The 25,481-nt window shown below is 57.3% G+C and carries 22 protein-coding genes and 2 tRNA genes; 5 read left to right on the plus strand and 19 right to left on the minus strand.

What is annotated here, in order from left to right:
• Window positions 1-205 precede the first annotated feature (205 nt).
• The 3 genes from NMK_RS08495 to NMK_RS08505 all read right to left on the minus strand — a co-directional run bounded on the left by NMK_RS08495 (window position 206) and on the right by NMK_RS08505 (window position 4,535).
• Window positions 206-2,791 (minus strand): putative bifunctional diguanylate cyclase/phosphodiesterase, encoded by a 2,586-nt coding sequence (locus NMK_RS08495; protein WP_109015342.1) that lies wholly within the window; start codon window positions 2,789-2,791, stop codon window positions 206-208.
• Between the two features lie 232 nt (window positions 2,792-3,023).
• A complete protein-coding gene (locus tag NMK_RS18990; protein WP_109015343.1) occupies window positions 3,024-3,149 on the minus strand; it encodes an MFS transporter small subunit in 126 nt (41 codons plus the stop codon).
• 12 nt (window positions 3,150-3,161) lie between these two features.
• On the minus strand, window positions 3,162-4,535 hold the full coding sequence (locus tag NMK_RS08505; RefSeq protein WP_109015344.1) for an L-lactate MFS transporter: 1,374 nt from the start codon (window positions 4,533-4,535) through the stop codon (window positions 3,162-3,164).
• Window positions 4,536-4,717: 182 nt separating this feature from the next.
• Between NMK_RS08505 and phoB the strand changes: the two genes are divergently transcribed.
• Window positions 4,718-5,404, plus strand: a complete 687-nt coding sequence (phoB, locus tag NMK_RS08510) for a phosphate regulon transcriptional regulator PhoB (RefSeq protein ID WP_109015345.1) — start codon at window positions 4,718-4,720, stop codon at window positions 5,402-5,404.
• Window positions 5,405-5,440: 36 nt separating this feature from the next.
• The gene (gene phoR, locus NMK_RS08515) at window positions 5,441-6,754 is read left to right on the plus strand and encodes a phosphate regulon sensor histidine kinase PhoR (protein WP_109015346.1); all 1,314 of its coding nucleotides are present in this window, start codon (window positions 5,441-5,443) and stop codon (window positions 6,752-6,754) included.
• A gap of 14 nt (window positions 6,755-6,768) precedes the next feature.
• On the opposite strand, the gene NMK_RS08520 is transcribed toward phoR, so the two are convergent.
• The 5 genes from NMK_RS08520 to murJ form a co-directional block, all read right to left on the minus strand.
• On the minus strand, window positions 6,769-7,503 hold the full coding sequence (locus tag NMK_RS08520; protein WP_227871428.1) for a hypothetical protein: 735 nt from the start codon (window positions 7,501-7,503) through the stop codon (window positions 6,769-6,771).
• Between the two features lie 21 nt (window positions 7,504-7,524).
• On the minus strand, window positions 7,525-7,983 hold the full coding sequence (gene lspA, locus NMK_RS08525; protein ID WP_109015347.1) for a signal peptidase II: 459 nt from the start codon (window positions 7,981-7,983) through the stop codon (window positions 7,525-7,527).
• Between the two features lie 87 nt (window positions 7,984-8,070).
• The gene (ileS, locus tag NMK_RS08530) at window positions 8,071-10,881 is read right to left on the minus strand and encodes an isoleucine--tRNA ligase (protein ID WP_109015348.1); all 2,811 of its coding nucleotides are present in this window, start codon (window positions 10,879-10,881) and stop codon (window positions 8,071-8,073) included.
• Window positions 10,878-11,801 carry a bifunctional riboflavin kinase/FAD synthetase gene (locus tag NMK_RS08535; protein ID WP_306419341.1) on the minus strand — a complete coding sequence of 308 codons (924 nt, stop codon included), beginning with the start codon at window positions 11,799-11,801 and terminating at the stop codon, window positions 10,878-10,880. The genes ileS and NMK_RS08535 overlap by 4 nt, the downstream gene beginning before the upstream one ends.
• Window positions 11,798-13,336, minus strand: coding sequence for a murein biosynthesis integral membrane protein MurJ (gene murJ / locus NMK_RS08540; protein ID WP_109015350.1), 1,539 nt, complete (start codon window positions 13,334-13,336; stop codon window positions 11,798-11,800). The genes NMK_RS08535 and murJ overlap by 4 nt, the downstream gene beginning before the upstream one ends.
• A 128-nt stretch (window positions 13,337-13,464) precedes the next feature.
• On the opposite strand from murJ, the gene rpsT reads away from it, so the two are divergent.
• Window positions 13,465-13,728 carry a 30S ribosomal protein S20 gene (gene rpsT / locus NMK_RS08545; RefSeq protein WP_109015351.1) on the plus strand — a complete coding sequence of 88 codons (264 nt, stop codon included), beginning with the start codon at window positions 13,465-13,467 and terminating at the stop codon, window positions 13,726-13,728.
• A 153-nt stretch (window positions 13,729-13,881) separates the two neighbouring features.
• Here the strand turns inward: rpsT and NMK_RS08550 are convergent, their stop codons facing one another.
• The 6 genes from NMK_RS08550 to rplU form a co-directional block, all read right to left on the minus strand.
• Window positions 13,882-15,012 carry a 5-(carboxyamino)imidazole ribonucleotide synthase gene (locus tag NMK_RS08550; RefSeq protein WP_109015352.1) on the minus strand — a complete coding sequence of 377 codons (1,131 nt, stop codon included), beginning with the start codon at window positions 15,010-15,012 and terminating at the stop codon, window positions 13,882-13,884.
• Window positions 15,009-15,509, minus strand: a complete 501-nt coding sequence (purE, locus tag NMK_RS08555) for a 5-(carboxyamino)imidazole ribonucleotide mutase (protein ID WP_109015353.1) — start codon at window positions 15,507-15,509, stop codon at window positions 15,009-15,011. Before purE ends, NMK_RS08550 begins: the two co-directional genes overlap by 4 nt.
• A 95-nt stretch (window positions 15,510-15,604) precedes the next feature.
• A complete protein-coding gene (gene proB, locus NMK_RS08560) occupies window positions 15,605-16,723 on the minus strand; it encodes a glutamate 5-kinase (protein ID WP_109015354.1) in 1,119 nt (372 codons plus the stop codon).
• Window positions 16,704-17,744, minus strand: coding sequence for an Obg family GTPase CgtA (gene cgtA, locus NMK_RS08565; RefSeq protein WP_109015355.1), 1,041 nt, complete (start codon window positions 17,742-17,744; stop codon window positions 16,704-16,706). Before cgtA ends, proB begins: the two co-directional genes overlap by 20 nt.
• A gap of 73 nt (window positions 17,745-17,817) precedes the next feature.
• A complete protein-coding gene (rpmA, locus tag NMK_RS08570; RefSeq protein WP_109015356.1) occupies window positions 17,818-18,075 on the minus strand; it encodes a 50S ribosomal protein L27 in 258 nt (85 codons plus the stop codon).
• A gap of 34 nt (window positions 18,076-18,109) precedes the next feature.
• Window positions 18,110-18,424, minus strand: a complete 315-nt coding sequence (rplU, locus tag NMK_RS08575; protein WP_109015357.1) for a 50S ribosomal protein L21 — start codon at window positions 18,422-18,424, stop codon at window positions 18,110-18,112.
• 169 nt (window positions 18,425-18,593) lie between these two features.
• Between rplU and NMK_RS08580 the strand changes: the two genes are divergently transcribed.
• Together NMK_RS08580 and NMK_RS08585 are read left to right on the plus strand one after the other, a co-directional pair.
• Window positions 18,594-19,523: a polyprenyl synthetase family protein gene (locus tag NMK_RS08580; protein ID WP_109015444.1), complete on the plus strand. Its 930-nt coding sequence runs from the start codon at window positions 18,594-18,596 to the stop codon at window positions 19,521-19,523.
• Between the two features lie 7 nt (window positions 19,524-19,530).
• A tRNA-Pro gene (locus NMK_RS08585) sits at window positions 19,531-19,607 on the plus strand.
• Between the two features lie 222 nt (window positions 19,608-19,829).
• Here the strand turns inward: NMK_RS08585 and NMK_RS08590 are convergent.
• From NMK_RS08590 to recA, 5 genes are all read right to left on the minus strand, one after another.
• Window positions 19,830-19,923, minus strand: a tRNA-Ser gene (locus tag NMK_RS08590).
• A 54-nt stretch (window positions 19,924-19,977) separates the two neighbouring features.
• Complete coding sequence (locus NMK_RS08595) at window positions 19,978-21,210, minus strand: aspartate kinase (protein WP_109015358.1); 1,233 nt, start codon at window positions 21,208-21,210, stop codon at window positions 19,978-19,980.
• 42 nt (window positions 21,211-21,252) lie between these two features.
• Complete coding sequence (alaS, locus tag NMK_RS08600) at window positions 21,253-23,877, minus strand: alanine--tRNA ligase (protein ID WP_109015359.1); 2,625 nt, start codon at window positions 23,875-23,877, stop codon at window positions 21,253-21,255.
• Between the two features lie 93 nt (window positions 23,878-23,970).
• Window positions 23,971-24,426, minus strand: a complete 456-nt coding sequence (recX, locus tag NMK_RS08605) for a recombination regulator RecX (RefSeq protein WP_109015360.1) — start codon at window positions 24,424-24,426, stop codon at window positions 23,971-23,973.
• On the minus strand, window positions 24,416-25,456 hold the full coding sequence (recA, locus tag NMK_RS08610; protein ID WP_109015361.1) for a recombinase RecA: 1,041 nt from the start codon (window positions 25,454-25,456) through the stop codon (window positions 24,416-24,418). The genes recX and recA overlap by 11 nt, the downstream gene beginning before the upstream one ends.
• Window positions 25,457-25,481 lie beyond the last annotated feature (25 nt).

Consider the following 25,481-nt stretch of genomic DNA (forward strand, 5'->3'; position numbering starts at 1 on the left):
AAAGTATGATTCCGCGATAGTTTCATTATTGTTATTAGAACTCCATTATATGTTAATTGCACGTAGGATTTGACCTACACCCCATGCAATTTCGGCACCAAACCGACGTCTTATATGGATCGCTTTTACCCGATCCCGCGACAAACCGAGGTCAACAAAAAAGGCCCTTGCGGGCCTTTGGGGGTTGTCACTACTCAAGCGGGAATCAGTTTAGATTCGCGCCGGTATGGAGTTTCTGAGACGGACGGCTGATATGGTAACCCTGGGCGTAATCGATGCCCAATTCGCTCACCGCTGCCAGGATGTCCGCATCCTCGACGAACTCCGCGATGGTCTTGACTTTCAGTTCCTTGGCCAGCGTCACGATACTCTTGATGAATGCCAGGTAAACCTCGTCCTGCAGCATGTTGCGGATAAATTCGCCCTCGATCTTGATGTAATCGACGGGGAAACGCTTGATGTACTGGAAGGATGAATAGCCGGAACCGAAGTCGTCGATGGCAAAGCTGAAGCCTTGCATCTTGATGTCCAGAACGAATTTCTCCAGCAGACTGAGGTTGCTTACGGTCTCGCGCTCGGTGATCTCGAACACGATACGTTCCGGCGCGATATCGAACTCCTTGGCCAAGCGCTGCACGCGCCCCACGAATTCGCCGACGATCAAGGCCTTGGGCGACAGGTTGACGAACAGCATGCCCTGGTAATTCTGCTCACGCATCTGTTCGAAAGCCTTCTCGATCAGCTGGTAATCCATCTTGTGCACGATGCCCATGCTCTCGGCTTCTTCGATAAAGTCGTTGGCGACGATGAGGCGGTCATCCATCTGGATACGCATGAGCAGTTCGTGGATGCCAATCTCGCCGTTTGCGGCGTTACAAATGGGCTGGAAGAACGGCACGATGCGGCGCTGGTCCAGCGCATTCTGCACCATGAGGATTTTTTCGCCGGCCTGACGGAACACCTCGGCCATCTCGTCCTCGTTGGGGATGGCGATGGCGTTTTTGCCAGAGCGCTTGGCCTTGTACATCATGTTGTCGGCGACCAGGAACAAATCCTTGGGGTCCTCGCCGTGCTGGGGGTAGACAGCGATGCCGACCGAAGTCGTGGTCTTGACGCGCAAACCGTCCGGCGTCGGCATCACATAGGCCTCCAGCCTTTCCACGATGCGCTGGGCGATCATGTGTGCCTGGGTATCGTTGGCCTCGGGCAGAATGATGCAGAACTCATCGCCGCCGTACCGTGTCAACAGATCGCCGTCGCGCACCACGCTATGTAGGATGTCCGAGAAGGCTTGCAGGAACAGATCGCCAAATTGGTGGCCGAAGCGGTCGTTGATGGTCTTGAAGTTATCCAGGTCGAGCATCATCACAGCGAAATGCTGGTTATGTCGCTTGGATCGCCCTACCTCATAACCCAACAGTTCCCAGAACATGCGCTGGTTGTAGATATTGGTCAGCGGGTCGCGGGTGGCGTAATACTCCAGGTCCTTGGTGTATTTGTAGATCGCCTTAACCGAGCCCACCAGGTTGAGCAGCGTGGTAAGAATGCTACCGATGACCATGCTGCGCACTTCATCCTGGGCCATGGTCGACTGCACGCCGATGCCGACGATGCCGCCGATACGCGGGGTATCCAGCACCAGCGACTTGGTTTGCAGTTCCAGCTCATGCTCGCTCAGGTCGGCCAGCATGCTCTTCTGGTCGGCGATGTTGTGCACCACGTTGAGCAGCACGCTACCGTGCAGCATGGGGTTGCCTTCCAGATGCTTGTGCAGGAAGTGCTCGAATACCTCGCGGGTCTTGTCGGACGGCGTATTGCGCCAGAACACCTCGCACTCGTAGGCTTCTTCCTCGATGCGGAAAATCGTCACCAGCGCATAAGCGTCGATGATGGGCGTAATTTCGATGAGGAGGGAGCAGATGAATTCGCGCCAATCTTTCACCACATTGGAGGTGATGATGAATTTTTCCAGCAGGCGGATTTCGAATTCGAGCACATTCTTGTCCACCGCCACCTGGCGGATTTTCTCGACCAGTTCGTGTACGTGGCCGAAGGTCTCGTTGAACTCCTCGAAACCGAAATTAACGCTATCGATATCCAGCTGATGGAAATCCTTGACCGAGTTGATCGTTCCCACCTTGTGACGGAAGCGGTCGGCAGAAACCTTGATACGACCTGCCGCAAAGGCAGAAATGGCGGTTGCGATCAACAGTACCAGCGTTCCCAGCAGCAAGAACAGACCAACGTAATAAATTCGCACCTTGGGCGTGACCGGCTCCAGTCGATAGTGCGAGGCGATCACCCCCAGCACATCTCCCTCGCGCGCTTCGGCATGGCACCGCAAGCAATTCGACTGCGCCTTGACCGGATAAGCGAAGCGGATACCTTGTTCATCCTCGCTGATCACCTTTTTCCCGCTCGACATCGCCTGCAAAACTTCGGCTGACGCAGGTGGCAGATTTACGACGCCGTATCGATTGGCAAGCCCGGCGCTACGATAAACATCCAGTCGGGTGATATTGGAAAAGGCATTCTTGGTCGTCTCGGACAAGGCCTGGACCTGGGCATGCGTCGCTCCGGTTTCCAGCGAGCGGGTCAGGATGCCGTAGTTCTGCCAGGAGATTTCCTGGGCGGTTTCCCGCGCGTTCTCGCCGAACAGTTTTTCATACAACAAGGAAGAAGCGAGCGTGGCACCGAGGAACACCATGGCGGCAATGCCGACAGTCGCGGCAAAAACATAGCCCCGCATGGTGGTAAGAAGAAGAATCGCTTTGTGGTAGATCTGTTGCATGAGTCGTTCGAGCTATTGTTAATTATTCGTGTGTTGCTTGTTCTTAATGTTGTGCTGCGGGTTAGGCATTATAGGCTCAAAACAGGACGGTGATATCTTTGAGTACCCCCACATCAGGATTTCCTGACCAGCCATTTCCCTACAATTTAGACAAAGGCGGCGGGCTAGGAGCATGGGGCAAATCGGGCAACGCTAGACGACCGAATAATAGTCCGCGTTACCCGGGAAGAGATTATTGAAATAACGCCATGGCCTTCTTGAAGGTCTGGTACACCCCCCAGCCCAGCGGAATCAGCACATAGGCCCAGAACAATACCAGCAGGATGGGATGGCTTTCCGATTTGTTCGTCGTTTCCATGTCGTACTCCCGTTAACCGTTGAGTGAGTCGTCGTCGACCTGATCGTGCCGCATGTAGTGCTTTTCATGCACTTCGCGCATCAGCAGGTTGCACACGAATCCTGTCGCCAGCAGGCAGGCCATGATGTACAGGGTTGTCGTGTAGGCATCGGCCTTGGCAACGCCATGGGCGACCTGATATTCGCGAATGTAGTTCACCAGCACCGGCCCCAGCACACCCGCCGTAGACCACGCCGTCAGTAGTCGCCCATGGATGCCGCCAACGTACTTCGTGCCGAAGATATCGGCGAGATAAGCGGGAATGGTGGAAAAGCCGCCGCCGTACATGCTCAGGATGACCGCTGCCGCCGCGATGAACAGCAGGATATTTCCCTCGCTGCTGAAGTTTGGGAGCATGGAATAAAGAAATGTCCCCAGCGCAAAGAACAGGAAGTAAGTGTTTTTGCGGCCGAAGAAATCCGATGCCGACGACCAGACGAAACGCCCACCCATATTAAACAGGCTCAGCAAGCCCACAAAGCCTGCCGCAGCCTCTGGTGTAATGCGGCCCTTGAACATCTCCTGGATCATCACTGAGGCTTGCCCCAATATCCCGATACCAGCCGTGACGTTAAGGCACAGGATGAGCCAGAGCAGATAGAACTGTGGCGTCTTGAGCGCCTGATCGATGTGCACGTGGCGCTTGGTCACCATCTTTTTCTCTTCCGTAGGCGGCGTCCAGCCTGCGGGCTTCCAATCGGGAGGAGGAATCCGGATGGCCAGCGAGCCGATGACCATGGAGGTGAAATACAACACACCCATGACTGCGAAGGTTTCCATCACACCAGTGCTGGTGTCGCTATGGAAATGCTTCATGAGCATCACGCTCAAGGGTGCACCCACCATGGCGCCGCCGCCGAAACCCATGATCGCCATGCCAGTCGCCATGCCGCGCCTGTCGGGGAACCACTTGATAAGTGTAGAAACCGGCGAGACATAGCCCAGGCCCAACCCACATCCGCCAATGACACCGTAACCGAGATAGAGCAGCCAGATCTGGTGCAGCTTGATGCCGATGGCCGAGAGGATGAAGCCCCCGCCGAAGCAGCAAGCGGCCGTGAACATGGTGCGGCGCGGACCGACCTTTTCCAGCCATTTGCCGCCGAATGCCGCGGAGAGTCCCAGGAAAACGATGGCTAGGCTGTAGATCCAGCCAATCGTCGTGAGTTTCCAATCTTCAGGAAGAGATTCCTTGACGCCGAGGATGCGCGTCAACGGTTCGTTGAACACGCTGAACGCATACGCTTGCCCGATACACAAGTGCACGGCCAATGCGGCCGGGGGAATCAGCCAGCGGTTGTAACCGTGGCTGGCCGTTATTCTTTCCTTCGAGAAAAAACCCGACATGCTCTCCTCCTGATTATTTATTTAAGAAACTTTATCCTGCCGTTAAGCCACTGCTCCGAAATGAAAAACGTTGGTGAATAGTCGTATAAAACAGTCGAGTTAGCAATCGTTTCCGCGCTGTCATGAATATGTCATATTAGCGTCATAAAGTGTGCGCAACTCATCGCAAGGAAAACACCGCAATGCCTGCCAACATCTTGGTAGTTGAAGACGAACCGGCCATTCAGGAACTGCTGACGCTCAACCTGCAGCAAGCCGGGCACAACCCGCTTCGCGCCATGAGCGTCGAACAAGCTCAGCAACTGATGCGCGAGACCCTTCCCGATTTGATCATTCTCGACTGGATGCTACCCGGCATGAGCGGCATCGAATTCGCACGCCGCCTCAAGAGCGAGGATTACACCAAGGCCATTCCCATCATCATGCTCACCGCCAAGAGCGAAGAAGCCGACAAGGTGCGCGGCCTGGAAGTGGGTGCGGACGACTATGTGACCAAACCGTTCAGCCCGCGCGAGCTCCTGGCTCGCGTCAAGGCCGTGCTGCGCCGCCGCGCGCCGCAAATGACAGACGATCCGATCGAAGTCGGCGGCCTGCGCGTGGATCCGGTGACACATCGGGTGACCGGCAACGGCATCGTGATCGACCTCGGCCCGACCGAATTCCGCCTGCTGCATTTCCTCATGTCCAACCCGGAGCGCGTGCACTCCCGCGCCAACGTGCTGGACAAGGTCTGGGGCGATCGCGTTTATGTTGAAGACCGCACCGTGGATGTCCACATCCGCCGCTTGCGCAAGGCACTCGAAGCCAGCCAGCACGAAGAAATGATTCAGACAGTGCGCGGCGTGGGCTACCGGTTTTCCGCGCACTAGCCGATAATACCCAGCCTCATCCCAACGGTTTAATACGTGCAAGATTTCGTTTGGCGGACCACCTGGCCGCTTTTACCGGCGGCTTTTCTTTGTCTGCTGCTGTGGCCCATGGCCGGCGGCGGCACCGCCCTTTTCACTTTTTGCCTGTGCGTTGCGGCGCTGCTTGCGTTGCATTTGTACAATTTCCGCAAGCTCGTCGCCTGGCTGAAAAAACCGGAATTGCCCTTGGTGCCGGAAGGCAACGGATTGTGGGACGACGTATTCGCCACGCTGTATCAGGTGTTGCGACAGCATTCCCGTAGCGAAACGCGACTGATCTCGGCCCTGGAACGCCTGCAACTCGCTGCCGGCGCCTTGCCTGATGGCGTGGTGGTATTGAACGAGACCGACCAGATCGAGTGGTGCAATCCTTCGGCCAGCAAGCAGCTCGGCCTCAGCATGGAGCACGACGCGGGGCAGCCGATCAGTTACCTGGTGCGCCAGACCGAGTTCATCGCCTACCTCAACGAGCGCAACTACTCCGAGCCGCTGCATCTCAAATCGAGCCGCAATTCCGATATCTCGCTCGAATTGCAGTTGGTCCCTTTTGGCGAAAATCAAAAACTGCTGATCTGCCGCGACATCACGCATTTGGAAAAAATCGAAACCATGCGACGCGACTTCATCGCCAACGTCTCGCATGAGCTTCGTACCCCGTTGACGGTCGTCGGCGGCTTCCTGGAAACGCTCAAGGATATCGAAGGCGCAGTGCCAGAAAACCTGCGCCACTACTTCGACCTGATGGAAGACCAGACCGGCCGCATGCGCAACCTGGTAGAAGACCTGCTGATGCTGTCGCAGCTGGAAAGCAGCCAGAACCTGTTGCAGGAAACCGAAGTCGATGTCCCCGGCCTCATCGCCACCGTGCAGAACGAGGGCCAGAATCTAAGCGGCAATCGTCACAAAGTCTATATCGAGTCCATGGACGAAACCCTGCACTTGCGCGGCAACCGCGACGAATTGCATAGCGCTTTCGGCAACCTCGTCAACAACGCCATCCGCTATACCCCGGAGGGCGGCGAAATCCGCATTCGCTGGCAACTGCGCGGCAAGGAAGCCGTGTTCAGCGTGCAGGACACCGGCATCGGCATCGAGCAGCATCACATCCCCCGCCTGACCGAACGCTTTTACCGCGTGGACCGCAGCCGTTCGCGCGAGACCGGCGGCACGGGTTTGGGGCTCTCCATCGTCAAGCACATCCTCACCCGCCACGATGCGCGCCTGGAAATCCAGAGCGAGCTGGGCAAAGGCAGCACGTTCAGTGCCGTCTTTGCGCCGAATTTCGTGGTGATCCAATCAAAAGCGGAATAAAGCAGTAGAAGTAATCAGAACGGCAGGAACAGCGCCGTCGCGAAGCTCAGCGCGATACGTGAGATCGTCCGCTGGGACTTTTCGGAAAGCGTCATGGCATAAAGGTCGGTGCGTCCGATGATCTTGCCGAATTCGCGCTCGAAACTGAGGTTGTGGCCGCTGTCGTTCAGCTCGTTGGTAAGCAGGTAAAGCTGGCCCTGGCTATCGCGGGCGTTGGAGAGCTTCCACGCCGCGATCTCGACGTTGCGTGCTGCATTGTAGATGCTTTGGGGATCGAGACTATCGGTATAGAAAAACTCCTCCTTGCCGCCGTGCGCCTTGATCAGCATGGTTTCCAACCCCACGATGAAAGGCAGCACGCGGTCGCCCTGGTATTCGGGCTGAAAAGCCAGCTGAATCGCCTCGGTGCCCTGAACGTTGTTGATCTTCGGGAATCGCCAACCCTGGCCGCCTTCGAACACCCAATCCACCATTTCCTCCGCTGTGCCGGAAGTGCTCTTGCGCAGTTCGCGCGGATTGCGCTTGTAGAGCTTGGTCATGAGGAGGCGCAGGCTTTGGGTGTTTTCCCGCATTTGCACGTCGGCCATGCGGTCGAGGTCGGATTTGCCGAACTGGCTTAGAGAGCTACGATCTTGCTGCTCTGGGACGGACTTTTTGATGGGAGGGGCAGAACTGGCACATCCAGCAAGCCATAACAAGGAAAAAACCAGCGCTGTCGCAAGACATGCTCTTTTTTCCTGCTGTGCCATGCACACCCCCTACGCTGCAAATTATCGATCAGGCTTCTTCAGGCCGTCCCACAACAGCAATCCCACACCCGCGCAAATTGCGGAATCGGCCACATTAAAGGCGGGCCAATAATAGTCATGATAGTGAAAATAGAGAAAATCGACCACGTGTCCCAGCATGACGCGGTCCCACAGGTTGCCCAGCGCGCCGCCCAGTACTAGGCTCAGCGCGAAGCAGAACAAGGTATTTTCCGGGTGTTTCTTGAGCAGCCGCAGGATGATGCCGGAGGCGATCAAGGCGAACAGGCTGAAGAATACACGCTGCCAGCCGCCGGCACTGGCAAGAAAACTGAACGCAGCGCCTTCGTTGTAGAACAGCACGAGGTCGAAGAACGAAGTCACAGTGCGGTGTTCACCGAAAGCGAACGCTGACTGCACCCACACCTTGGTGACTTGGTCGAGCACGATGACCAGCGCACTCAACGCCAGCCAGCGCCTCACGCTACCACCCCCGTAGCGCAGGCGGTCTCGCCTGCATTACCCAAAGCAACCAGAGCGATGCAGGCCATGCCGCCTGCGCTATGAGAATCACGCATGGCTGCGCGGCTCGCCTTCACCGTAGAGGTTGCTCACGCAACGACCGCAAATATGCGGATGGGCTGCATCGGCGCCGACATCGAAGCGGTAGTGCCAGCAACGCTCGCATTTGGCCTGGGCACTGGGCGCAGCCACGACGCTGACGCCGTCGACGGAAGTGGCGACGGCATCGGTCTCCTTGCCTGCATGCAGACGGGCCTGCGAGGTGATGAAGGCAAAGCGGAGGTCGTTGCCGAAGCTTTGCAACTGCGCCAGCGAATCGCCTTCGGCATACACATCGACCTCGGCCTGCAATGAAGAACCGATCTTGCCTTCCTGACGCAATTGCTCCAGCAGCTTGAGCACATCGCCGCGCAGCTTGCGCAAAGTGCTCCAGCGCGCGACTAATTCGCTGACATCGCCGAATGTCGGCAATTCATACCAGGTATGCAGCAACACGCTGTCTGCCGGATTACCCGAGAGCAGTTCCCACACCTCATCGGCTGTAAACGACAGCACCGGCGCGAAGAGTTGCGTCAACGCATGGGTGATGTGCCATAAGGCGCTCTGAGCAGCCCGGCGTGCCTTGGAATCAGCCCCGGCTGTATAGAGGCGATCCTTGAGGATATCGAGATAGAAGCCGCCCAGTTCCTCGGAACAGAAGTTATGCAGTTCCTGCACGACGAGATGGAATTCGTAGCTGTCGTAGTTCTTGCGGGCGCGCTCCTGCAATTCGCCCGTCAGTACCAGGGCATAGCGGTCGATATCCAGCCATTGATCGGCAGGCAGCAAATCCTTGCTCGCATCGAAATCGGCCAGATTCGCCAACAGGAAGCGCAAGGTGTTACGGATACGACGATAGCTGTCCACCGAACGCTTGAGGATTTCGTCGGAAATCGTGAGCTCGCCGGAGTAATCCGTCGAAGCAACCCATAAGCGCAGGATATCGGCGCCGAAGGTATCCATGACTTTTTGCGGCGCTATGACGTTGCCCTTGGACTTACTCATCTTGTGCCCGGCGCCGTCCACCACGAAACCGTGGGTCAGCAATGCATCGTAAGGTGCACGTTGATCGATGGCACAGCCCGTCAGGAGCGAGCTCTGGAACCAGCCGCGATGCTGGTCGGAGCCTTCCAGGTACAAATCTGCAGGACTTTGCAATTCTTCACGGCGCTTCAATACGGCAGCATGCGTGGCCCCGGAATCGAACCAAACATCCAGGGTATCTGTGACTTTCTTGTACTGGTCAGCATTCTGCGGCGCATGCTGGGCCAGGAAAGCCGCACCATCCAGCGAGAACCAGGCCTCGATGCCCTGCTGCTCGACTTGCAGCGCAACCTTTTCCAGCAGCTCCAGCGTTTGCGGATGGGGCTCACCCGTTTCCTTGTGCACGAACAGCGGCATCGGTACGCCCCAATTGCGTTGGCGCGAGACGCACCAGTCGGGGCGGTTCTTGATCATGGCTTCCAGACGCGCACGGCCCCAGGACGGGAAAAACTGCGTATCGTCGACGGCCTTGTTGGCGATGTCACGCAAGGTCTTGCCGGACGTACCCTGCTGGTTCATGCCAATGAACCACTGATGTGTTGCCCGGAAAATCACCGGCGTCTTGTGGCGCCAGCAATGCGGATAGCTGTGGTTGAGGCGGGCCGAAGCCATGAGGACGCCGTTGTTTTGCAGCGTCTCGATCACGACCTTGTTGGCATCCCAAATACTCATACCGGCAAACAACTCGACCTTGCTGTAGAACTTGCCGTCGTCGCCGACCGGATTATCTACCGGCAGGTTGTAGCGCATCCCGACCGCATAGTCTTCCAGACCGTGTGCCGGAGCAGTATGCACCAGGCCGGTACCGGCATCGGTGGTGACATGGTCCCCGCAAATGATGGGCACCTGGCGGCTGTAGAACGGGTGTTGCAGCTTGAGGTATTCCAGCGCCGAACCTTGGCAGGAGGCGACGACGTGCGTAGCCGTTTCGGCATAACGCGTCAATGTGGCTTCGGCCAAGTCATGCGCCAGGATAAGCAAACCGCGGCTGGTTTGGATAAGGTCATAGGTGAACTCAGGGTGAACGGAAACTGCCTGGTTGGCTGGTAAGGTCCATGGCGTCGTCGTCCAGATCAGCGCATAGGCATCACCCTCGATATTCACGCCGAACGCCTTGCTCAATGCCGCGTTGTCCACCACCTTGAAACTGACGTCGATGGCAGGCGAATTCTTGTCCTCGTATTCCACCTCGGCCTCGGCCAATGCGGAGCCGCAGTCCACGCACCAGTGCACGGGCTTGGAGCCTTGATACAAATAGCCGTTTTTATAGATCTCTCCCAAGGCGCGCATGATGTCGGCCTCGGTCTTGAAATCCATGGTGAGGTAGGGATGATCCCAGTCGCCCAGCACGCCCAGGCGGATGAAATCCTTCTTCTGGCGCTCGATCTGTTCCTTGGCGTATTCGCGGCATAGCTCGCGGAACTTGGCCGGTGCGATCTCCTTGCCGTGCAGTTTTTCCACCATCAGCTCGATGGGCAGGCCGTGGCAATCCCAACCGGGCACATAAGGCGCATCGAAACCGCTCAAGGTCTTCGCCTTGACGATGATGTCCTTGAGAATCTTATTGACCGCATGACCGATGTGAATATCGCCGTTGGCGTAAGGTGGGCCGTCGTGCAGGATGAACTTCTTGGCGCCCTTGCGTGCCTCGCGGATCTTCTCGTAGAGCTTTTTCTCCTGCCAGGCCTTGAGCCAGTTGGGCTCGCGCTTGGCGAGGTCGCCGCGCATGGGGAACGGGGTATCGGGAAGATTCAGCGTATTTTTGTAATCGGTCATATCGGTTCGTTCAAAAAATATTGGCGAGCAGCCTGCTCGTCCAGCGCAATCTGGCGCTTCAACGTCTCGAGATCGGGAAATTTTTCCTCGTCGCGGATTTTCTGCAAAAACTTGACTTGCACATGATGACCGTAAAGGTCGCCTTCGAAGTCGAAAAGATGGACTTCCAGCGTCGGCTTGCCGTTGTTCTTCACCGTCGGCCGGAATCCCAGGCTGGCAACACCGGGCAAGTCCTTGTTTTCCAAGCCCGCTAATTTTACCGCATAGATGCCGGTCAACGGCGGTTTGTCGTGATGCATTTGCACGTTGGCAGTGGGGTACCCAAGTTGGCGGCCCACCTTGTCGCCGTGCACCACATGCCCGCTGATGCTGTAATCGCGGCCCAGCAGGCGCTTGGCCTGCGCCAAATCGCCCGTCGCAAGTGCCTGGCGGACTGCCGTACTGGAAACGCGCACGCCTTCGATCTCAACATCCGGAAGGTTTTCTACCTGACATCCCGCATCGCGCAGGCTTTGCACGTTACCCATACGATGGGCACCGAAACGAAAATCTTCACCGACGAGAATCAACCGTGCATCCAGCGACTTGCGCAGGATGTCCTCGATGAAGTTATCCGCGCTCATGGCAGCAAAATCACCATCGAACTGACACACGATGGCGCGTTCAACGCCGTACTTGGCGAATAACTCCAGTTTTTCGCGCATCGAGGCCAATCGTACCGGCGCGGCTTCCGGCTTGAAGAATTCGCGCGGATGCGGCTCGAACGTCAGGACGCTGCTCATCATGCCCAGCGCCTTAGCAGTCTTGGTCAACTGCTTGAGAATGGCCTGGTGCCCGATGTGCACGCCGTCGAAGTTGCCGATGGCGAGCGCACATGGCACTTCCGCATGTTCGGGAAAATGTCTGAGGATTTGCATCATGCTGAAACGCGCTTCGTGAAATCTCGCGGCCGGAAACCAAGCAGGCCCAATGCGGCGAAGTAGCTGCCGGCCCCGGCCAGGACCAAGATGCTCAGTCGCACCAGCTTTTCGTGAACCGCATAATGCAGCCAGGCTTCGCTCGGCCCGGAAAGATACGCCAGTGTCGCAGCCATGACAGCCAGCGCTGTCGCCAGCTTAAGCACAAAGGGCAGCCAGCCTGGCTGCGGATGATAGATGTTGTGCCGGCGCAAGTTGTAGTAAAGCAGGCCCGCATTGAGGCAAGCGCCCAGCCCGATGGCAAGCGCGAGGCCCGCGTGTTTCAACTGCCAGATGAACGCTAGGTTCATCAATTGCGTGGCGCCCAAAGTAAACACGGCAATTTTCACCGGCGTCTTGATGTTCTGGCGGGCATAAAAACCAGGGGCCAGCACCTTCACCACAATCAACCCTAGCAACCCGGCGCTATAAGCGACCAGCGCCTGACAGGTCATCCATACATCCTGCTCGTTGAATTGGCCGTACTTGAACAAACTCGTGACCAAGGGCACTGCGAGCACGGCAAAGGCTACGGCAGCGGGCGCAGCCAGCATAAAGGTCAGGCGCAGGCCCCAATCCAGCAGTTTGGAATATTCCTGATGCGATGCATCGGCGTACGTCTTGGAGAGACTGGGTAACAAGATAGTCCCCAACGCCACGCCTAGCACACCGGTGGGAAACTCCATCAGGCGGTCGGCGTAATACAACCAAGACACGCTGCCGGTTTGCAGGAAGGACGCAAAAATCGTGTTGATCAGCAGGGATATCTGCGCAATGGAAACGCCGAACATGGCAGGGCCCATGAGCTTGACGATGCGCCACACGCCTTCGTCGCCCCAATCCAGGCTGAATCGTGGACGGAAACCCAGCTTGATCAGATACGGCACCTGGAAAAACAGTTGCAGGATGCCGCCGATGAATACCGCCCAAGCCAGCGCCATGATGGGCGGATTGAAGTACGGCACCAAAAACAGGGAGAACAGAATGAAGGTGATATTGAGCAGCGTCGGCGTGAAGGCGGGAATGGAAAAGCGCCCATAAGTGTTCAGCACCGCGCCCGCCAACGAGGCCAAGGAGATGAACAAGATGTAGGGAAACGTGACCCGCAACAGCTGGATAGTGAGTTGGAACGTATCCGGGCTGGCCTTGAAGCCAGGGGCGCTGAGGTAAACCACCCAGGGGGCTGCGAGTATTCCCAGCACGGTGACGCCGAACAGCACCAGACTGAGCAGGCTGGCGACGTGATTCACCAGATGCTGCGTAGCTTCCTGCCCGCGCCGCTCCTTGTATTCGGCCAGCACCGGCACGAAGGCCTGCGAAAATGCGCCCTCCGCGAACATGCGGCGCAGCAGGTTGGGAATCTTGAAAGCGATGAAAAAAGCGTCGGTCGCGGCCCCTGCACCGAAGACGCGCGCCACCAAGGTGTCGCGGACGAATCCCAGGATGCGGGAGAGGAAAGTCATGCTGCCGACAGCGGCCAGCGCACGGAGTAGATTCATGCAGGAAACTGACGTTATTTTCGTGCGCCGAATTCTACCATGCGCGCCACCGATTCATCCTTGCAAAAAACCGCGCAGCTCTGTATTATTTCGCGTTTCGAAATTCTGCTCATTCTTCAGGAGTTTTAATGGCTAACAGCGCACAGGCAAGAAAGCGTGCTCGTCAGGCGGTAAAGCAACGCGCCCACAACGCGAGCTTGCGCTCCGAGCTGCGTACCGCAATCAAGAAAGTGGCTAAGGCAGTTCTGGCTGGCGACAAAGCCGCTGCTCAAACCGTTTTCAATGAATCGCAAAGCGTGATCGATCGTATCGCGGACAAGCAGATCATCCACAAGAACAAGGCCGCACGCCACAAGAGCCGTCTGGCTGCTGCTGTTAAGGCCATGGCCTAAGACTTAGCGTTTTTGCTGGATTAAAAAGGCCGGTCGGGGAAACCTGACCGGCTTTTTGTTTTGGCTTGCGAATTGAGTTGTAAGCGGGAAATTCAAAGGTTGAAAGCCATTTTGCCGGAATGACTCCGACTAAAGGACTTTCGATTTACTGCATTAATCCTCGATACCGATGCGCTTGCGAGCCGCCATTGCAGCGGCATGCACTTCGGCTGCGTCTGCACCGATCACGGTGAAGTGACCCATCTTGCGACCGGGGCGCGCTTCATGCTTACCGTAAAGATGCAGCTTGAGGTCACGCTGCTCGAACAACACATTCCAAGCCGGCGCATGGCCGTTTGGCCAGACGTCGCCCAGCAGATTGACCATGACCGCCGGGCTGTGCAGGCGCGCATCGCCTAAAGGCAAGCCGCACACCGCACGCACTTGCTGCTCGAACTGGTTGGTCACGCAGGCATCGATGGTGTAATGGCCCGAGTTATGCGGGCGCGGTGCCATTTCGTTGACGTAGAGCTGGCCGCCGCACACGAAAAACTCGACGCCCAGCGTTCCCACATACCCCAGCCTCTCTGCCACGCCGCGCGCCAGTGCTTGCGCCTGGTCGCGTACTTCGGCACTGCCGCGCGCAGGGGCAATAGTCACATCCAGAATCCCGTTGCGGTGCTGGTTTTCCACGGTGGGAAAAGGCACGACGTTGCCGGCAGCATCTCTCGCCAGAACAACGGAAACCTCGTAATCCAGCGATAGCATTTTCTCCAGCACGCACTGCTCGCCCTTGAAGGCACGGAAAGCAGCAAGCGCTTCTTCCGCCGACTTCACACGAGCCTGACCCTTGCCGTCATAACCGAATCGCGCCACCTTGAGGATGCCGGGATAAAGGCCGCTATCCGTCGAAGGAATGTCCGCTTCGGTATTGATTTCTGCGTAAGGCGCGTGAGGAAAGCTGTTGTCGCGCAGGAAATTCTTTTCGCTCACACGGTGCTGGCAGATCGCCACGGCAGATGCCGTGGGATGCACCGGAACCGATTTAGCCAAGGTTTCCAGCGTAGCGGCCGGAACGTTCTCGAATTCCGTGGTTACAGCGGCGCAGGTCTGCGCCATTTCATTCAGCGCGGCCGCATCGTCATAAGCGGCGCACAAATGCTTGTCGGCGATCATGCCTGCTGGACTGTTCTTATCCGGATCGAGCACCACGACCTTGTAGCCCATCTCATGCGCGGCAATTACAAAAAATCGCGCCAGCTGGCCGCCGCCGAGCATCCCCAGTGTTGCGGGTGGCAGAATCATGCATCCCTCCGTAAAGTCATGTTGAGCACCTTCTCGGTTTGCGCCTGGCGGAATGCAGCAAGCTTGTCAGCCAAGGTATTGTCGGTGGTCGCCAGCAGTGCAACGGCAAACAGGCCCGCATTGGCTGCCCCAGCCTCGCCGATCGCAAACGTAGCGACGGGAATCCCCTTGGGCATTTGCACGATGGAGAGCAAGGAATCCTGCCCTTGCAGGTGACGAGACGGCACTGGAACACCTAATACGGGCAGCGTGGTCTTGGCGGCCACCATACCTGGCAAATGCGCAGCACCGCCGGCACCTGCGATGATGGCGCGGAAGCCGCGCTCGCGGGCTTGCTCGGCGAATTCGAACATCAGGTCGGGAGTACGATGGGCAGAGACGACACCGGCTTCATAAGGCACACCGAAATCGTCAAGCATGGCCGCAGCAGCTTGCATGACGGGCCAGTCGCTGTCGGAGCCCATGATGATGGCGACCAGAGGTTGTTGGTTGGTCATATTGTTTCCTTTCAATGCGGCCGAATTGTAACGCAGAAGGCCTAGCCTTCCGGTGAGAAAGCAGGCGAACCGCCCGCCCGATCATCCGCTGCGTTTTACAGCAATACCAGATTGTCCCGGTGGATCAGCTCTGCTTCATCCACGTACCCCAGCACGGTTTCGATCTCGCTGCTGGGGTGCTTAAGGATGCGCATGGTTTCCGTCGAGGTGTAGTTCACCAGCCCCCGGGCGATCTGTTGACCGTTGCTATCCACACAGGTAACGACTTCGCCGCGCTCGAATTCGCCACTGACGGCTGTGACCCCGATAGGCAGCAGGCTCTTGCCGTCCTCGCGCAATGCACGCACGGCCCCGGCATCGAGCGTTAGCTTGCCCCGGACTTGCAAATGATCGGCCATCCACTGTTTACGTGCAGCCATTTTCATTTCGGCGGCATGCAGGTGGCTGCCGATGACTTCGCCATCCGCCAACCGTACCAGCACATCCTTTTCGCGACCTGAAGCGATGATGGTATGTGCACCGCTACGCGCAGCCCGCTTAGCCGCCAATACTTTGGTCAACATGCCGCCGGTACCAACCACACTGCCGGCGCCACCCGCCATTTGCTCAAGCTCAGGGGCGCCGGCTGCGGCGTGTTGTATCAGGGTAGCTGAAGGATCTTTGCGCGGATCAGCTGAGTACAGACCGGACTGATCGGTGAGAATAACGAGAGCGTCGGCCTCCACCAGGTTAGCAACCAACGAACCCAGGGTATCGTTGTCGCCGAAACGAATTTCGTCGGTGGCAACGGTGTCGTTCTCGTTGATGATGGGAATAACGTTGAGGTCGAGCAGCGTGCGCAAGGTGCTGCGGGCATTGAGATAACGCTTGCGATCGGCGAGATCGTCATGAGTGAGCAGTACTTGCGCAGTATGCAGCTGATGCTGGGCGAAACAGGATTCGTACATCTGCACCAATCCCATCTGCCCAACGGCTGCTGCTGCCTGCAATTCATTCACGGCAGTCGGACGCTTATTCCAGCCCAAGCGCTGCATGCCTTCGGCCACAGCGCCGCTAGAAACCAGAATGACTTTTTTGCCATGCTGAGTAAGCCGGGCAATTTGATCGGCCCAGGCGGCAATGGCATTGCGGTCAAGTCCTCGCCCCTCGTTGGTGACGAGGCTGGAACCGACCTTGACGACGATGTGCTTGGCGTTAGCGAGTAGCGACTTCATCTTCTTGATATTTGTTTGCGTCCAGATGCTCCATGATGGCGTAGACCAGCGCCTGACAACCTTCGCCGCTGATCGCGGAAATACCGAAGCTACGGCCTTCCCAACCGAATGCCTTGATGAAAGCATCACGGCGTGCGTCTCGCTCATCGTCGGGCAGCATGTCGAGCTTGTTGAGCACCAGCCAGCGTGGCTTGTTGTACAAGCCTTCGTCGTACTTGCGCAACTCTTCAACAATAGCGTGCGCCTCTTGCACCGGATCGACACCCTCGTCGAACGGTGCAATATCCACGATATGCAGCAATAAGCGCGTGCGTGCTAGGTGGCGCAAGAACTGATGGCCCAGCCCGGCACCTTCTGCCGCCCCTTCGATCAATCCGGGAATATCGGCGATGACGAAACTGCGGTTGGTATCGACGCGCACCACACCCAGATTGGGATGCAAGGTGGTGAACGGATAATCGGCAACCTTGGGCTTGGCCGCGGAAACCGACCGAATGAAAGTCGATTTGCCGGCATTGGGCATGCCCAGCAAGCCCACATCGGCCAAGACCTTGAGCTCCATGTAGAGCTCGAACTGCTCTCCAGGTTCTCCGGGGGTGCATTGTTTCGGCGCGCGGTTGGTGCTTGACTTGAAATGGATGTTGCCCAACCCGCCGATACCGCCCTTGGCGAGCAGCACCTTCTGGTCGTGCTCGGCCAAGTCAGCCACGGTTCGCCCTGTTGCCTTATCAGTGATGACCGTTCCAACCGGAACGCGCAACACGGTGTCTTCGCCGCCCTTGCCGTAACAATCTGAGCCGCGGCCGTTTTCTCCACGCTCAGCGCGGAAGCTGCGGGTATAGCGGTAATCCACCAAAGTATTGATGTTGCGGTCGGCAATCGCGTAGACCGATCCGCCGCGACCACCGTCGCCGCCGTTGGGCCCGCCTTCCGGCTCGTACTTTTCGCGACGGAATGTCGCTGCGCCGTTACCGCCGTCACCGGCAAACACTTTAATCGTGGCTTCGTCGATGAATTTCATAATGAGAAATTATCCCCAAACAAAAAAGCCTCGCCAACACGGCGAGGCTTTTCCAGTACGGAGCAACCCGAAATTAAACCGGGATGATGCTAACCGTCTTGCGTTGCAGCGCGCCCTTGACGCTGAAAGCCACCTTGCCGTCAACCTTGGCGAACAGGGTGTGATCCTTGCCGATACCGACGTTCTCGCCCGGGTGCATTTGGGTGCCGCGCTGACGAACGATGATGCTGCCGGCGGAAATCACTTGGTCGCCGAAAGCCTTGACGCCGAGTCGTTGTGCTTGTGAGTCGCGGCCGTTACGGGAACTACCGCCTGCTTTTTTGTGTGCCATTGCTTAACTCCTTAACTGATCCAGTTTTAACAGATTACTTTGCAGCGATCTGTTGAATCTGGATTTCGGTGTAATCTTGACGATGACCTTGCGTCTTGCGGTAGTGCTTACGACGGCGCATCTTGAAGATCATGACCTTATCGTGACGGCCGTGGGAAACCACGGTTGCCTTCACAGAAGCGCCAGCAACCACAGGTGCGCCAACGGTCACGTTGTCGCCGTCTGCAACCATCAGCACTTGATCGATCACGACATCGCTGCCGACTTCACCAGCCAGCTTTTCAACCTTGAGTTTTTCACCAGGGGTTACGCGATATTGCTTACCACCGGTTTTGATGACTGCATACATGTTGAGCCTCGTTGCTTTATGCATCTAAAAAGAATCCGGAATTATACAGATAGAAAAGTCGAAAGGTCAACCCGAATCGCACTCTATCCCTATGATAGAATTCCCTTGTTTGCATTCATAAAAATCAACCGTGTCGCTCGACTTTATCCAGGCCAGCATCGCCGACGAGATGCTTCTCGTAGATGCCGAAATTCGTCGCCAACTCCACTCCGAAGTCGTTCTCATCAACCAGGTAGCGGAATATATCGTCAACAGCGGCGGGAAACGCATGCGGCCGGCCCTGGTGCTGCTCTCCGGAGGCGCGTTCGGCAGTATCTCTGCGCACCACCACCGGCTCGCAGCCGTCATCGAGTTCATCCATACCGCCACTTTGCTGCATGACGATGTGGTCGACGGCTCCAGCATGCGACGCGGGCAGGAAACGGCAAACAACCTGTTCGGCAATGCTGCCAGCGTCCTGGTTGGCGACTTCATCTATTCCCGCGCGTTCCAGATGATGGTCGGCGTGGAGAACATGCGTGTGATGCAAGTGTTGGCCGATGCCACCAACATCATCGCCGAGGGCGAGGTGCTGCAACTCCTCAATTGCCACGATGCAGACATTACCGACGAGGCCTACCTCAAGGTCATCCACTACAAGACCGCTAAACTGTTCGAAGCCGCGACCCGGCTCGGCGCCATCCTGTGCCAGGCATCCTCTAATGACGAGGAAGCCATGGCGCGTTACGGCATGCACCTGGGTACAGCCTTCCAACTCATCGACGACGTCCTCGATTTCTCCGGCGAAGCTGCAGAAATCGGCAAGAACCTGGGCGACGATCTCGCCGAAGGCAAGCCCACCCTGCCGCTGCTTTATGCGATGCGAAATGGAACTCCGACCCAGGCCAAACTGATCCGCGATGCGATCGAACAAGGCGGTTTGGACCACCTGGACGCAGTCGCAGCCGCCGTTCATGAGACTGGCGCGCTCGACCATGTCCGCAATCTCGCGCAGCTTGAATCGCACGCCGCCTGCGCCGCGATTTCGCATTTACCTGTTTCAAATTACCACCAAGCTCTGGTAGAATTAGCGTCTTTCGCAGTTACACGTAGTTATTAACTGCTTTCGGGGTGTAGCTTAGCCTGGTAGAGCGCTACGTTCGGGACGTAGAGGCCGGAGGTTCGAATCCTCTCACCCCGACCAATTTCAAAAAAGGCGTCCAATCGGACGCCTTTTTTATTTTCCGCATTTACTCCACATCACTCATTTGCAGCATATTCCAGCGACTGGTAGCCCTAGCCACATCGACTGCAAGCCATTTCAGCAAGGACTCGCAATTTGTTGAAATCTGGGAGATTCTGCAGAAACACGAGAAACCAGTCTGAAAAATAAAAAAGCGTCCGACCGGACGCTTTTTTATTTAACTGGCGGAGACGGAGGGATTCGAACCCTCGATACAGGTTTAAGCCCGTATGCTTCCTTAGCAGGGAAGTGCCTTCGACCTCTCGGCCACGTCTCCAAACAGGACGCGCAGGATAACGGTTTATCCTGCAAAAAGCAATCTTTTTCGAGATCAGGCGGCGGCCTGATCCAGCTCGAATGCCTTGTGCAGAACGCGTACCGCCAACTCCATGTACTTCTCGTCGACAACGACGGAAATCTTGATTTCGGACGTGGAAATCATCTGGATATTGATGCCTTCCTCGGCAAGCGTGCGGAACATCTGGCTAGCAATCCCCACATGGGAACGCATGCCCACACCGACCACGGAAATCTTGGCGATCTTGTCGTCGCCGTTGATTTCACGTGCGCCGATATGGCCTTGCACCTTGTCCTTAAGAATGCTGAGCGTCTTGTTGAGCTCATTCTTGTGCACGGTGAAGGTAAAGTCCGTGGTGCCGTCTGCGCCCACGTTCTGGATGATCATGTCCACGTCGATATTGGCATCGGCCACCGGACCCAGGATCTGGTAGGCAATACCGGGACGATCGGGCACGCCCAGCACGGTGATCTTGGCTTCGTCGCGGTTGAATGCAATGCCGGAGATGATGGGTTGTTCCATATTGTCGCTTTCCTCGAATGTAATCAGCGTGCCGTCGCCTTCTTCCTCGAAGCTGGAGAGCACGCGCAACTTGACCTTGTATTTGCCGGCGAATTCGACCGAGCGGATTTGCAGCACCTTTGAGCCCTGGCTCGCCAACTCCAGCATTTCCTCGAAGGTAATGGTGCTCAGGCGTCGCGCCTCGGGCACGATACGCGGGTCGGTCGTGTAGACGCCGTCCACGTCGGTGTAGATCTGACATTCGTCAGCCTTGAGCGCCGCAGCCAACGCCACGCCGGTGGTATCGGAGCCACCACGACCGAGCGTGGTGATGTTGCCAGCCTCGTCCACCCCCTGAAAACCGGCGACGACCACCACATAACCAGCGTTCAGATCGGCGCGGATACGCTCTTCGTCGATGCTGAGAATGCGCGCTTTGGTGAAGGCGTCGTCTGTCAAAATACGAACTTGAGAACCGGTGTAGCTGCGCGCCTTGACACCCAAGTCCATCAGCGCCATCGAAGTCAACGCAATGGTGACTTGCTCGCCGGTCGAGACCATTTGATCCAATTCGCGCGGATCGGGCTCCGGCATGATTTCCCTGGCCAGGCCGATCAATCGATTGGTTTCGCCGGACATCGCGGATACGACCACCACGACCTGATGCCCCAGTGCCTTGTAGCGCGCTACGCGGCGGGCGACATTGCGAATACGTTCCGGAGAGCCGACGGACGTGCCGCCGTATTTTTGTACGATGAGTGCCATAGTTGAGTTATGAGTCTAAATTCTTAATTCGCGAGTTAAGGGTTAAGCCAATTTCTCTTGAACCCAGCCGGTAACACCGGCCAAAGCTTGCGGCAGCTTGGCGGGTTCGGTTCCGCCCGCCATCGCCATATCCGGCTTGCCGCCGCCTTTGCCGCCCACTTGCTGGGCGACAAAATTCACCAATTCGCCGGCCTTGATCTTACCGATCTGGTCGGCCGTCACCCCTGCTGCCAGGCTCACCTTGCCATCGTTCACACTAGCCAGCACGATAGCAGCGGACTTGAGCTTGTCCTTGAGCTTGTCCATGGTCTCGCGCAGCGCTGTTGCATCTGCGCCTTCCAGAGTTGCAGCAAGCACCTTGATACCGTTGATTTCCTGCGCCTGCGCTGCCAAATCGTCGCCTTGGCTTGCCGCCAGCTTGGATTTGAGACGGGTCAGCTCTTTTTCCAATGCCTTCACGTTATCCATGATCTGGACAATCTTGGCAGGAACTTCATGTGCCGGCGCCTTGAGTTCGCCAGCAGCCTGAGCAATCAGCGCCTGTTGCGACTGAACCAGCTTGAGCGCGCCCTCACCGGTAACGGCCTCGATACGACGTACGCCTGCAGCCACACCGGATTCGGCCACGATCTTGAAGAAACCAATGTCGCCGGTGCGGCTGACATGCGTACCGCCGCACAATTCGCGAGTGGAGCCGATATCCAACACGCGCACTTCATCGCCGTACTTTTCGCCGAACAACATCATCGCGCCAGTTTTCTGCGCCTCGTCAATCGGCATGACGCGCGCTTGAGTAGCTTCATTCGCCAGAATCTCGGCATTGACGATCTGCTCGACCTTGCGCAGTTCCTCGTCCGTCATCGGTGCGTTGTGCACGAAGTCGAAACGGGTCTTGTCGGGGTCGACCAAAGACCCCTTCTGCTGCACGTGTTCGCCCAGCACTTCGCGCAACGCCTTGTGCATGAGGTGGGTGGCAGAGTGATTGCGCATAGTTGCAGCGCGGGATTGAATATTGACGCGTGCAGCGATCGCATCGCCAACCTTGAGCACACCAGTCTTCAGCACGCCGTGATGCCCGAACACGGTTGCCTGGATTTTCAACGTGTCTTCCACGGCAAAAATGCCGTTGCCGCCACGCAGTTCGCCATTGTCGCCGACCTGGCCCCCGGATTCGGCATAGAACGGGGTATCGTCCAGCACGACTACGCCCATATCACCTTCGTTAAGTTCGTTGACCGCAGCACCGTCCTTGTAGAGTGCCAGCACCTTAGCCTGCGTCTCCAGCTTTTCATAGCCGTGGAATGTCGTGGCCTGGCCGTCGTATTCCAGGTTGGTCGCCATCTTGAACTTGCCTGCGGCGCGCGCTTGCTCCTTCTGTCGGGCCATCGCGGCGTCGAAGGCTGCGCTATCCACCGTGACGTTACGCTCGCGGCAAATATCAGCAGTAAGGTCGAGCGGGAATCCGTAAGTATCGTGCAGCTTGAAGGCGGTCTCGCCGTTAAAAATGGTCACCCCGGACTTCGCCATCTCGGCCAACTCTGCTTCCAGGATCGCCATGCCGTGCTCGATGGTTTCGAAGAAACGGTCTTCTTCCTGCTTGAGCACTTCCATCACGCGCTGCTGGTTTTCCTTCAGTTCCGGATAAGCTTCGCCCATCTCGGCCACGAGGTCGGGCACCATCTTATGGAAGAAGGCAGCTCGCGCACCCAGCTTGTAGCCGTGGCGGATGGCGCGGCGAATAATGCGGCGCAGCACATAACCGCGGCCTTCATTGCCGGGAATCACGCCGTCCGCAATGAGGAAAGAACAAGCACGGATATGGTCGGCCAAAACCTTCAATGAAGGGCTGTCCAGATCAGACGTCTTGGTTTCTCGCGCGGCAGCCTTGATGAGGTTCTGGAACAGGTCGATCTCGTAGTTGGCATGCACACCTTGCAGCACGGCGGCAATACGCTCCAGTCCCATGCCGGTGTCGACCGAAGGCTTGGGCAGCGGATGCATCACGCCGGCCTCGTCGCGGTTGAACTGCATGAACACGTTGTTCCAGATTTCGATGAAGCGGTCGCCGTCTTCGTCGGGGCTGCCCGGAGGCCCGCCGGGAATGTGCGCGCCGTGATCGTAGAAGATTTCCGTGCACGGGCCGCAGGGGCCGGTGTCGCCCATCATCCAGAAGTTATCGGAAGCGTAGCGTGCGCCCTTGTTGTCGCCGATGCGTACAATTTTCTCTGCAGGTACGCCGACTTCCTTGTGCCAGATATCGTAAGCCTCATCGTCCTCGGCATAGACCGTGACCATGAGCTTTTCCGCAGGGATCTTGAACACGACGGTGAGCAGTTCCCAGGCGTAATGAATGGCGTCGCGCTTGAAGTAATCGCCGAAGCTGAAGTTACCCAGCATCTCGAAGAAGGTGTGATGGCGCGCGGTATAACCGACGTTTTCCAGGTCGTTGTGCTTGCCGCCAGCACGGACGCATTTCTGCGAAGTCGTGGCACGGGTGTAGGGACGCTTGTCGAAACCCAGGAACACGTCCTTGAACTGGTTCATCCCGGCATTGGTAAACAGCAGGGTCGGATCGCCGTGCGGCACCAATGAGCTGGATGGAACGATGGCATGGCCTTTGGAGGCGAAGAAATCGAGGAAAGCCTGACGTATCTGTTTGCTGTTCATGTGTGCTTTATGTAGCGCAGGCGGCCTCGCCTGCATCATTCTTCCATTCGCCTCTCGTCGAGAAGCTTTATGTCGCAGGCGAGGCCGCCCGCGCTACAGTTCATCCGGGTCGCTCTTGAGTACCCGCTTGATTGTATCGAAGCCGAATCCGCGTCCTTGCAGGAACCGGGCTTGCTTGGCCCACTCCTCGCGGCTTCTCGGCGCTTCGCCGAACTTCTTTTGCCAGACCGCACGCGCGGTCTCAAGTTCATCTTGCACCATCATCGCAACAGCTTTTTCGGTCAACGAATCGCTGATGCCTTTTTGCCGCAGTTCGTGGGCCACTTTCAGGCTGCCGTAGCGGCCTTTCCGGCTTTGCACGACTTGCTCTGAAAATCGCTCGTCGGATAACCAGCCGCGCTTTTGGAAATCGTCGAGGACGGCTGCAATTTCATCTTCGTCCTCAGTATAGGCTGCCAACTTGCGGGCCAACTCCTGCCGCGAATGCTCGCGCCGGGCCAAGTAGCCAAGCGCGCGTTCCCGCAGCGAAGGGCCGGAATTACTCGTCACCGGCCTCTGGCATGACCGTCTTCACGACGGCATCTGCACCGCCCACCTTGGCATGCGCACGAATCTTGTCTTCAATCTCGCGGGCAACTTCCGGATGTTCCTTCAGGTACTCGCGAGCATTGTCCTTGCCCTGACCGATCTTCTCGCCCTTGTAGCTGTACCAGGCGCCAGATTTTTCCACCAGCTTGAGGTTCACGCCGATCTCGATGATCTCGCCCTCGCGGGAAATGCCTTCGCCGTAGAGAATGTCGAATTCCGCTTGCTTGAACGGCGGCGCCACCTTGTTCTTGACGACCTTCACTCGGGTTTCGGAACCCACCACTTCGTCGCCCTTCTTGATGGAGCCGGTACGGCGAATGTCCATGCGCACCGAGGCGTAGAACTTGAGCGCGTTACCGCCGGTCGTGGTTTCGGGGTTGCCGAACATCACGCCGATCTTCATACGAATCTGGTTGATGAAGATTACCAGCGTATTGGTCCGCTTGATGTTGGCAGTGAGCTTGCGCAAGGCTTGCGACATCAAACGGGCTTGCAGGCCCATGTGGGAATCGCCCATTTCGCCTTCGATTTCTGCCTTGGGGGTCAGCGCGGCGACGGAGTCGACCACGACCACATCGACAGAACCCGAGCGCACCAGCATGTCAGCGATTTCGAGCGCCTGTTCGCCGGTATCCGGCTGGGAAATCAGCAGGTCGGCAACGTTGACACCGAGCTTTTGTGCGTACTGAGGATCGAGCGCGTGTTCCGCATCGATGAACGCTGCCACGCCACCGAGTTTTTGCATCTCGGCAATGACTTGCAGGGTGAGGGTGGTTTTACCGGAGGATTCCGGACCGTAGATTTCGATGATGCGGCCGCGCGGCAAGCCGCCGATGCCGAGGGCCAGGTCGAGACCGAGCGAGCCGGTGGACACAGCCTGGATATCGCCGGCGACGTCGGTGTCGCCCATGCGCATGATGGAGCCCTTGCCGAACTGCTTCTCGATCTGAGAAAGAGCAGCAGCTAATGCTTTGCTTTTGTTCTCGTCCATGCTTATGTATCCCAACCCGTTAAAA

Source organism: Novimethylophilus kurashikiensis (genome assembly GCF_003112435.1).
In the GTDB taxonomy this organism is placed as follows: Bacteria; Pseudomonadota; Gammaproteobacteria; order Burkholderiales; family Methylophilaceae; genus Novimethylophilus; species Novimethylophilus kurashikiensis.

Excerpts from the sequence above, each read along its gene's own strand:
- NMK_RS08495 (WP_109015342.1), bottom strand. The coding sequence starts at position 2,791 with ATGCAACAGATCTACCACAAAGCGATTCTTCTTCTTACCACCATGCGG.
- NMK_RS18990 (WP_109015343.1), bottom strand. The coding sequence starts at position 3,149 with ATGGAAACGACGAACAAATCGGAAAGCCATCCCATCCTGCTGGTATTG.
- NMK_RS08505 (WP_109015344.1), bottom strand. The coding sequence starts at position 4,535 with ATGTCGGGTTTTTTCTCGAAGGAAAGAATAACGGCCAGCCACGGTTAC.
- phoB (WP_109015345.1), top strand. The coding sequence starts at position 4,718 with ATGCCTGCCAACATCTTGGTAGTTGAAGACGAACCGGCCATTCAGGAA.
- NMK_RS08520 (WP_227871428.1), bottom strand. The coding sequence starts at position 7,503 with ATGGCACAGCAGGAAAAAAGAGCATGTCTTGCGACAGCGCTGGTTTTT.
- ileS (WP_109015348.1), bottom strand. The coding sequence starts at position 10,881 with ATGACCGATTACAAAAATACGCTGAATCTTCCCGATACCCCGTTCCCC.
- NMK_RS08535 (WP_306419341.1), bottom strand. The coding sequence starts at position 11,801 with ATGATGCAAATCCTCAGACATTTTCCCGAACATGCGGAAGTGCCATGT.
- murJ (WP_109015350.1), bottom strand. The coding sequence starts at position 13,336 with ATGAATCTACTCCGTGCGCTGGCCGCTGTCGGCAGCATGACTTTCCTC.
- rpsT (WP_109015351.1), top strand. The coding sequence starts at position 13,465 with ATGGCTAACAGCGCACAGGCAAGAAAGCGTGCTCGTCAGGCGGTAAAG.
- NMK_RS08550 (WP_109015352.1), bottom strand. The coding sequence starts at position 15,012 with ATGATTCTGCCACCCGCAACACTGGGGATGCTCGGCGGCGGCCAGCTG.
- purE (WP_109015353.1), bottom strand. The coding sequence starts at position 15,509 with ATGACCAACCAACAACCTCTGGTCGCCATCATCATGGGCTCCGACAGC.
- proB (WP_109015354.1), bottom strand. The coding sequence starts at position 16,723 with ATGAAGTCGCTACTCGCTAACGCCAAGCACATCGTCGTCAAGGTCGGT.
- cgtA (WP_109015355.1), bottom strand. The coding sequence starts at position 17,744 with ATGAAATTCATCGACGAAGCCACGATTAAAGTGTTTGCCGGTGACGGC.
- rpmA (WP_109015356.1), bottom strand. The coding sequence starts at position 18,075 with ATGGCACACAAAAAAGCAGGCGGTAGTTCCCGTAACGGCCGCGACTCA.
- rplU (WP_109015357.1), bottom strand. The coding sequence starts at position 18,424 with ATGTATGCAGTCATCAAAACCGGTGGTAAGCAATATCGCGTAACCCCT.
- NMK_RS08580 (WP_109015444.1), top strand. The coding sequence starts at position 18,594 with ATGCTTCTCGTAGATGCCGAAATTCGTCGCCAACTCCACTCCGAAGTC.
- NMK_RS08595 (WP_109015358.1), bottom strand. The coding sequence starts at position 21,210 with ATGGCACTCATCGTACAAAAATACGGCGGCACGTCCGTCGGCTCTCCG.
- alaS (WP_109015359.1), bottom strand. The coding sequence starts at position 23,877 with ATGAACAGCAAACAGATACGTCAGGCTTTCCTCGATTTCTTCGCCTCC.
- recA (WP_109015361.1), bottom strand. The coding sequence starts at position 25,456 with ATGGACGAGAACAAAAGCAAAGCATTAGCTGCTGCTCTTTCTCAGATC.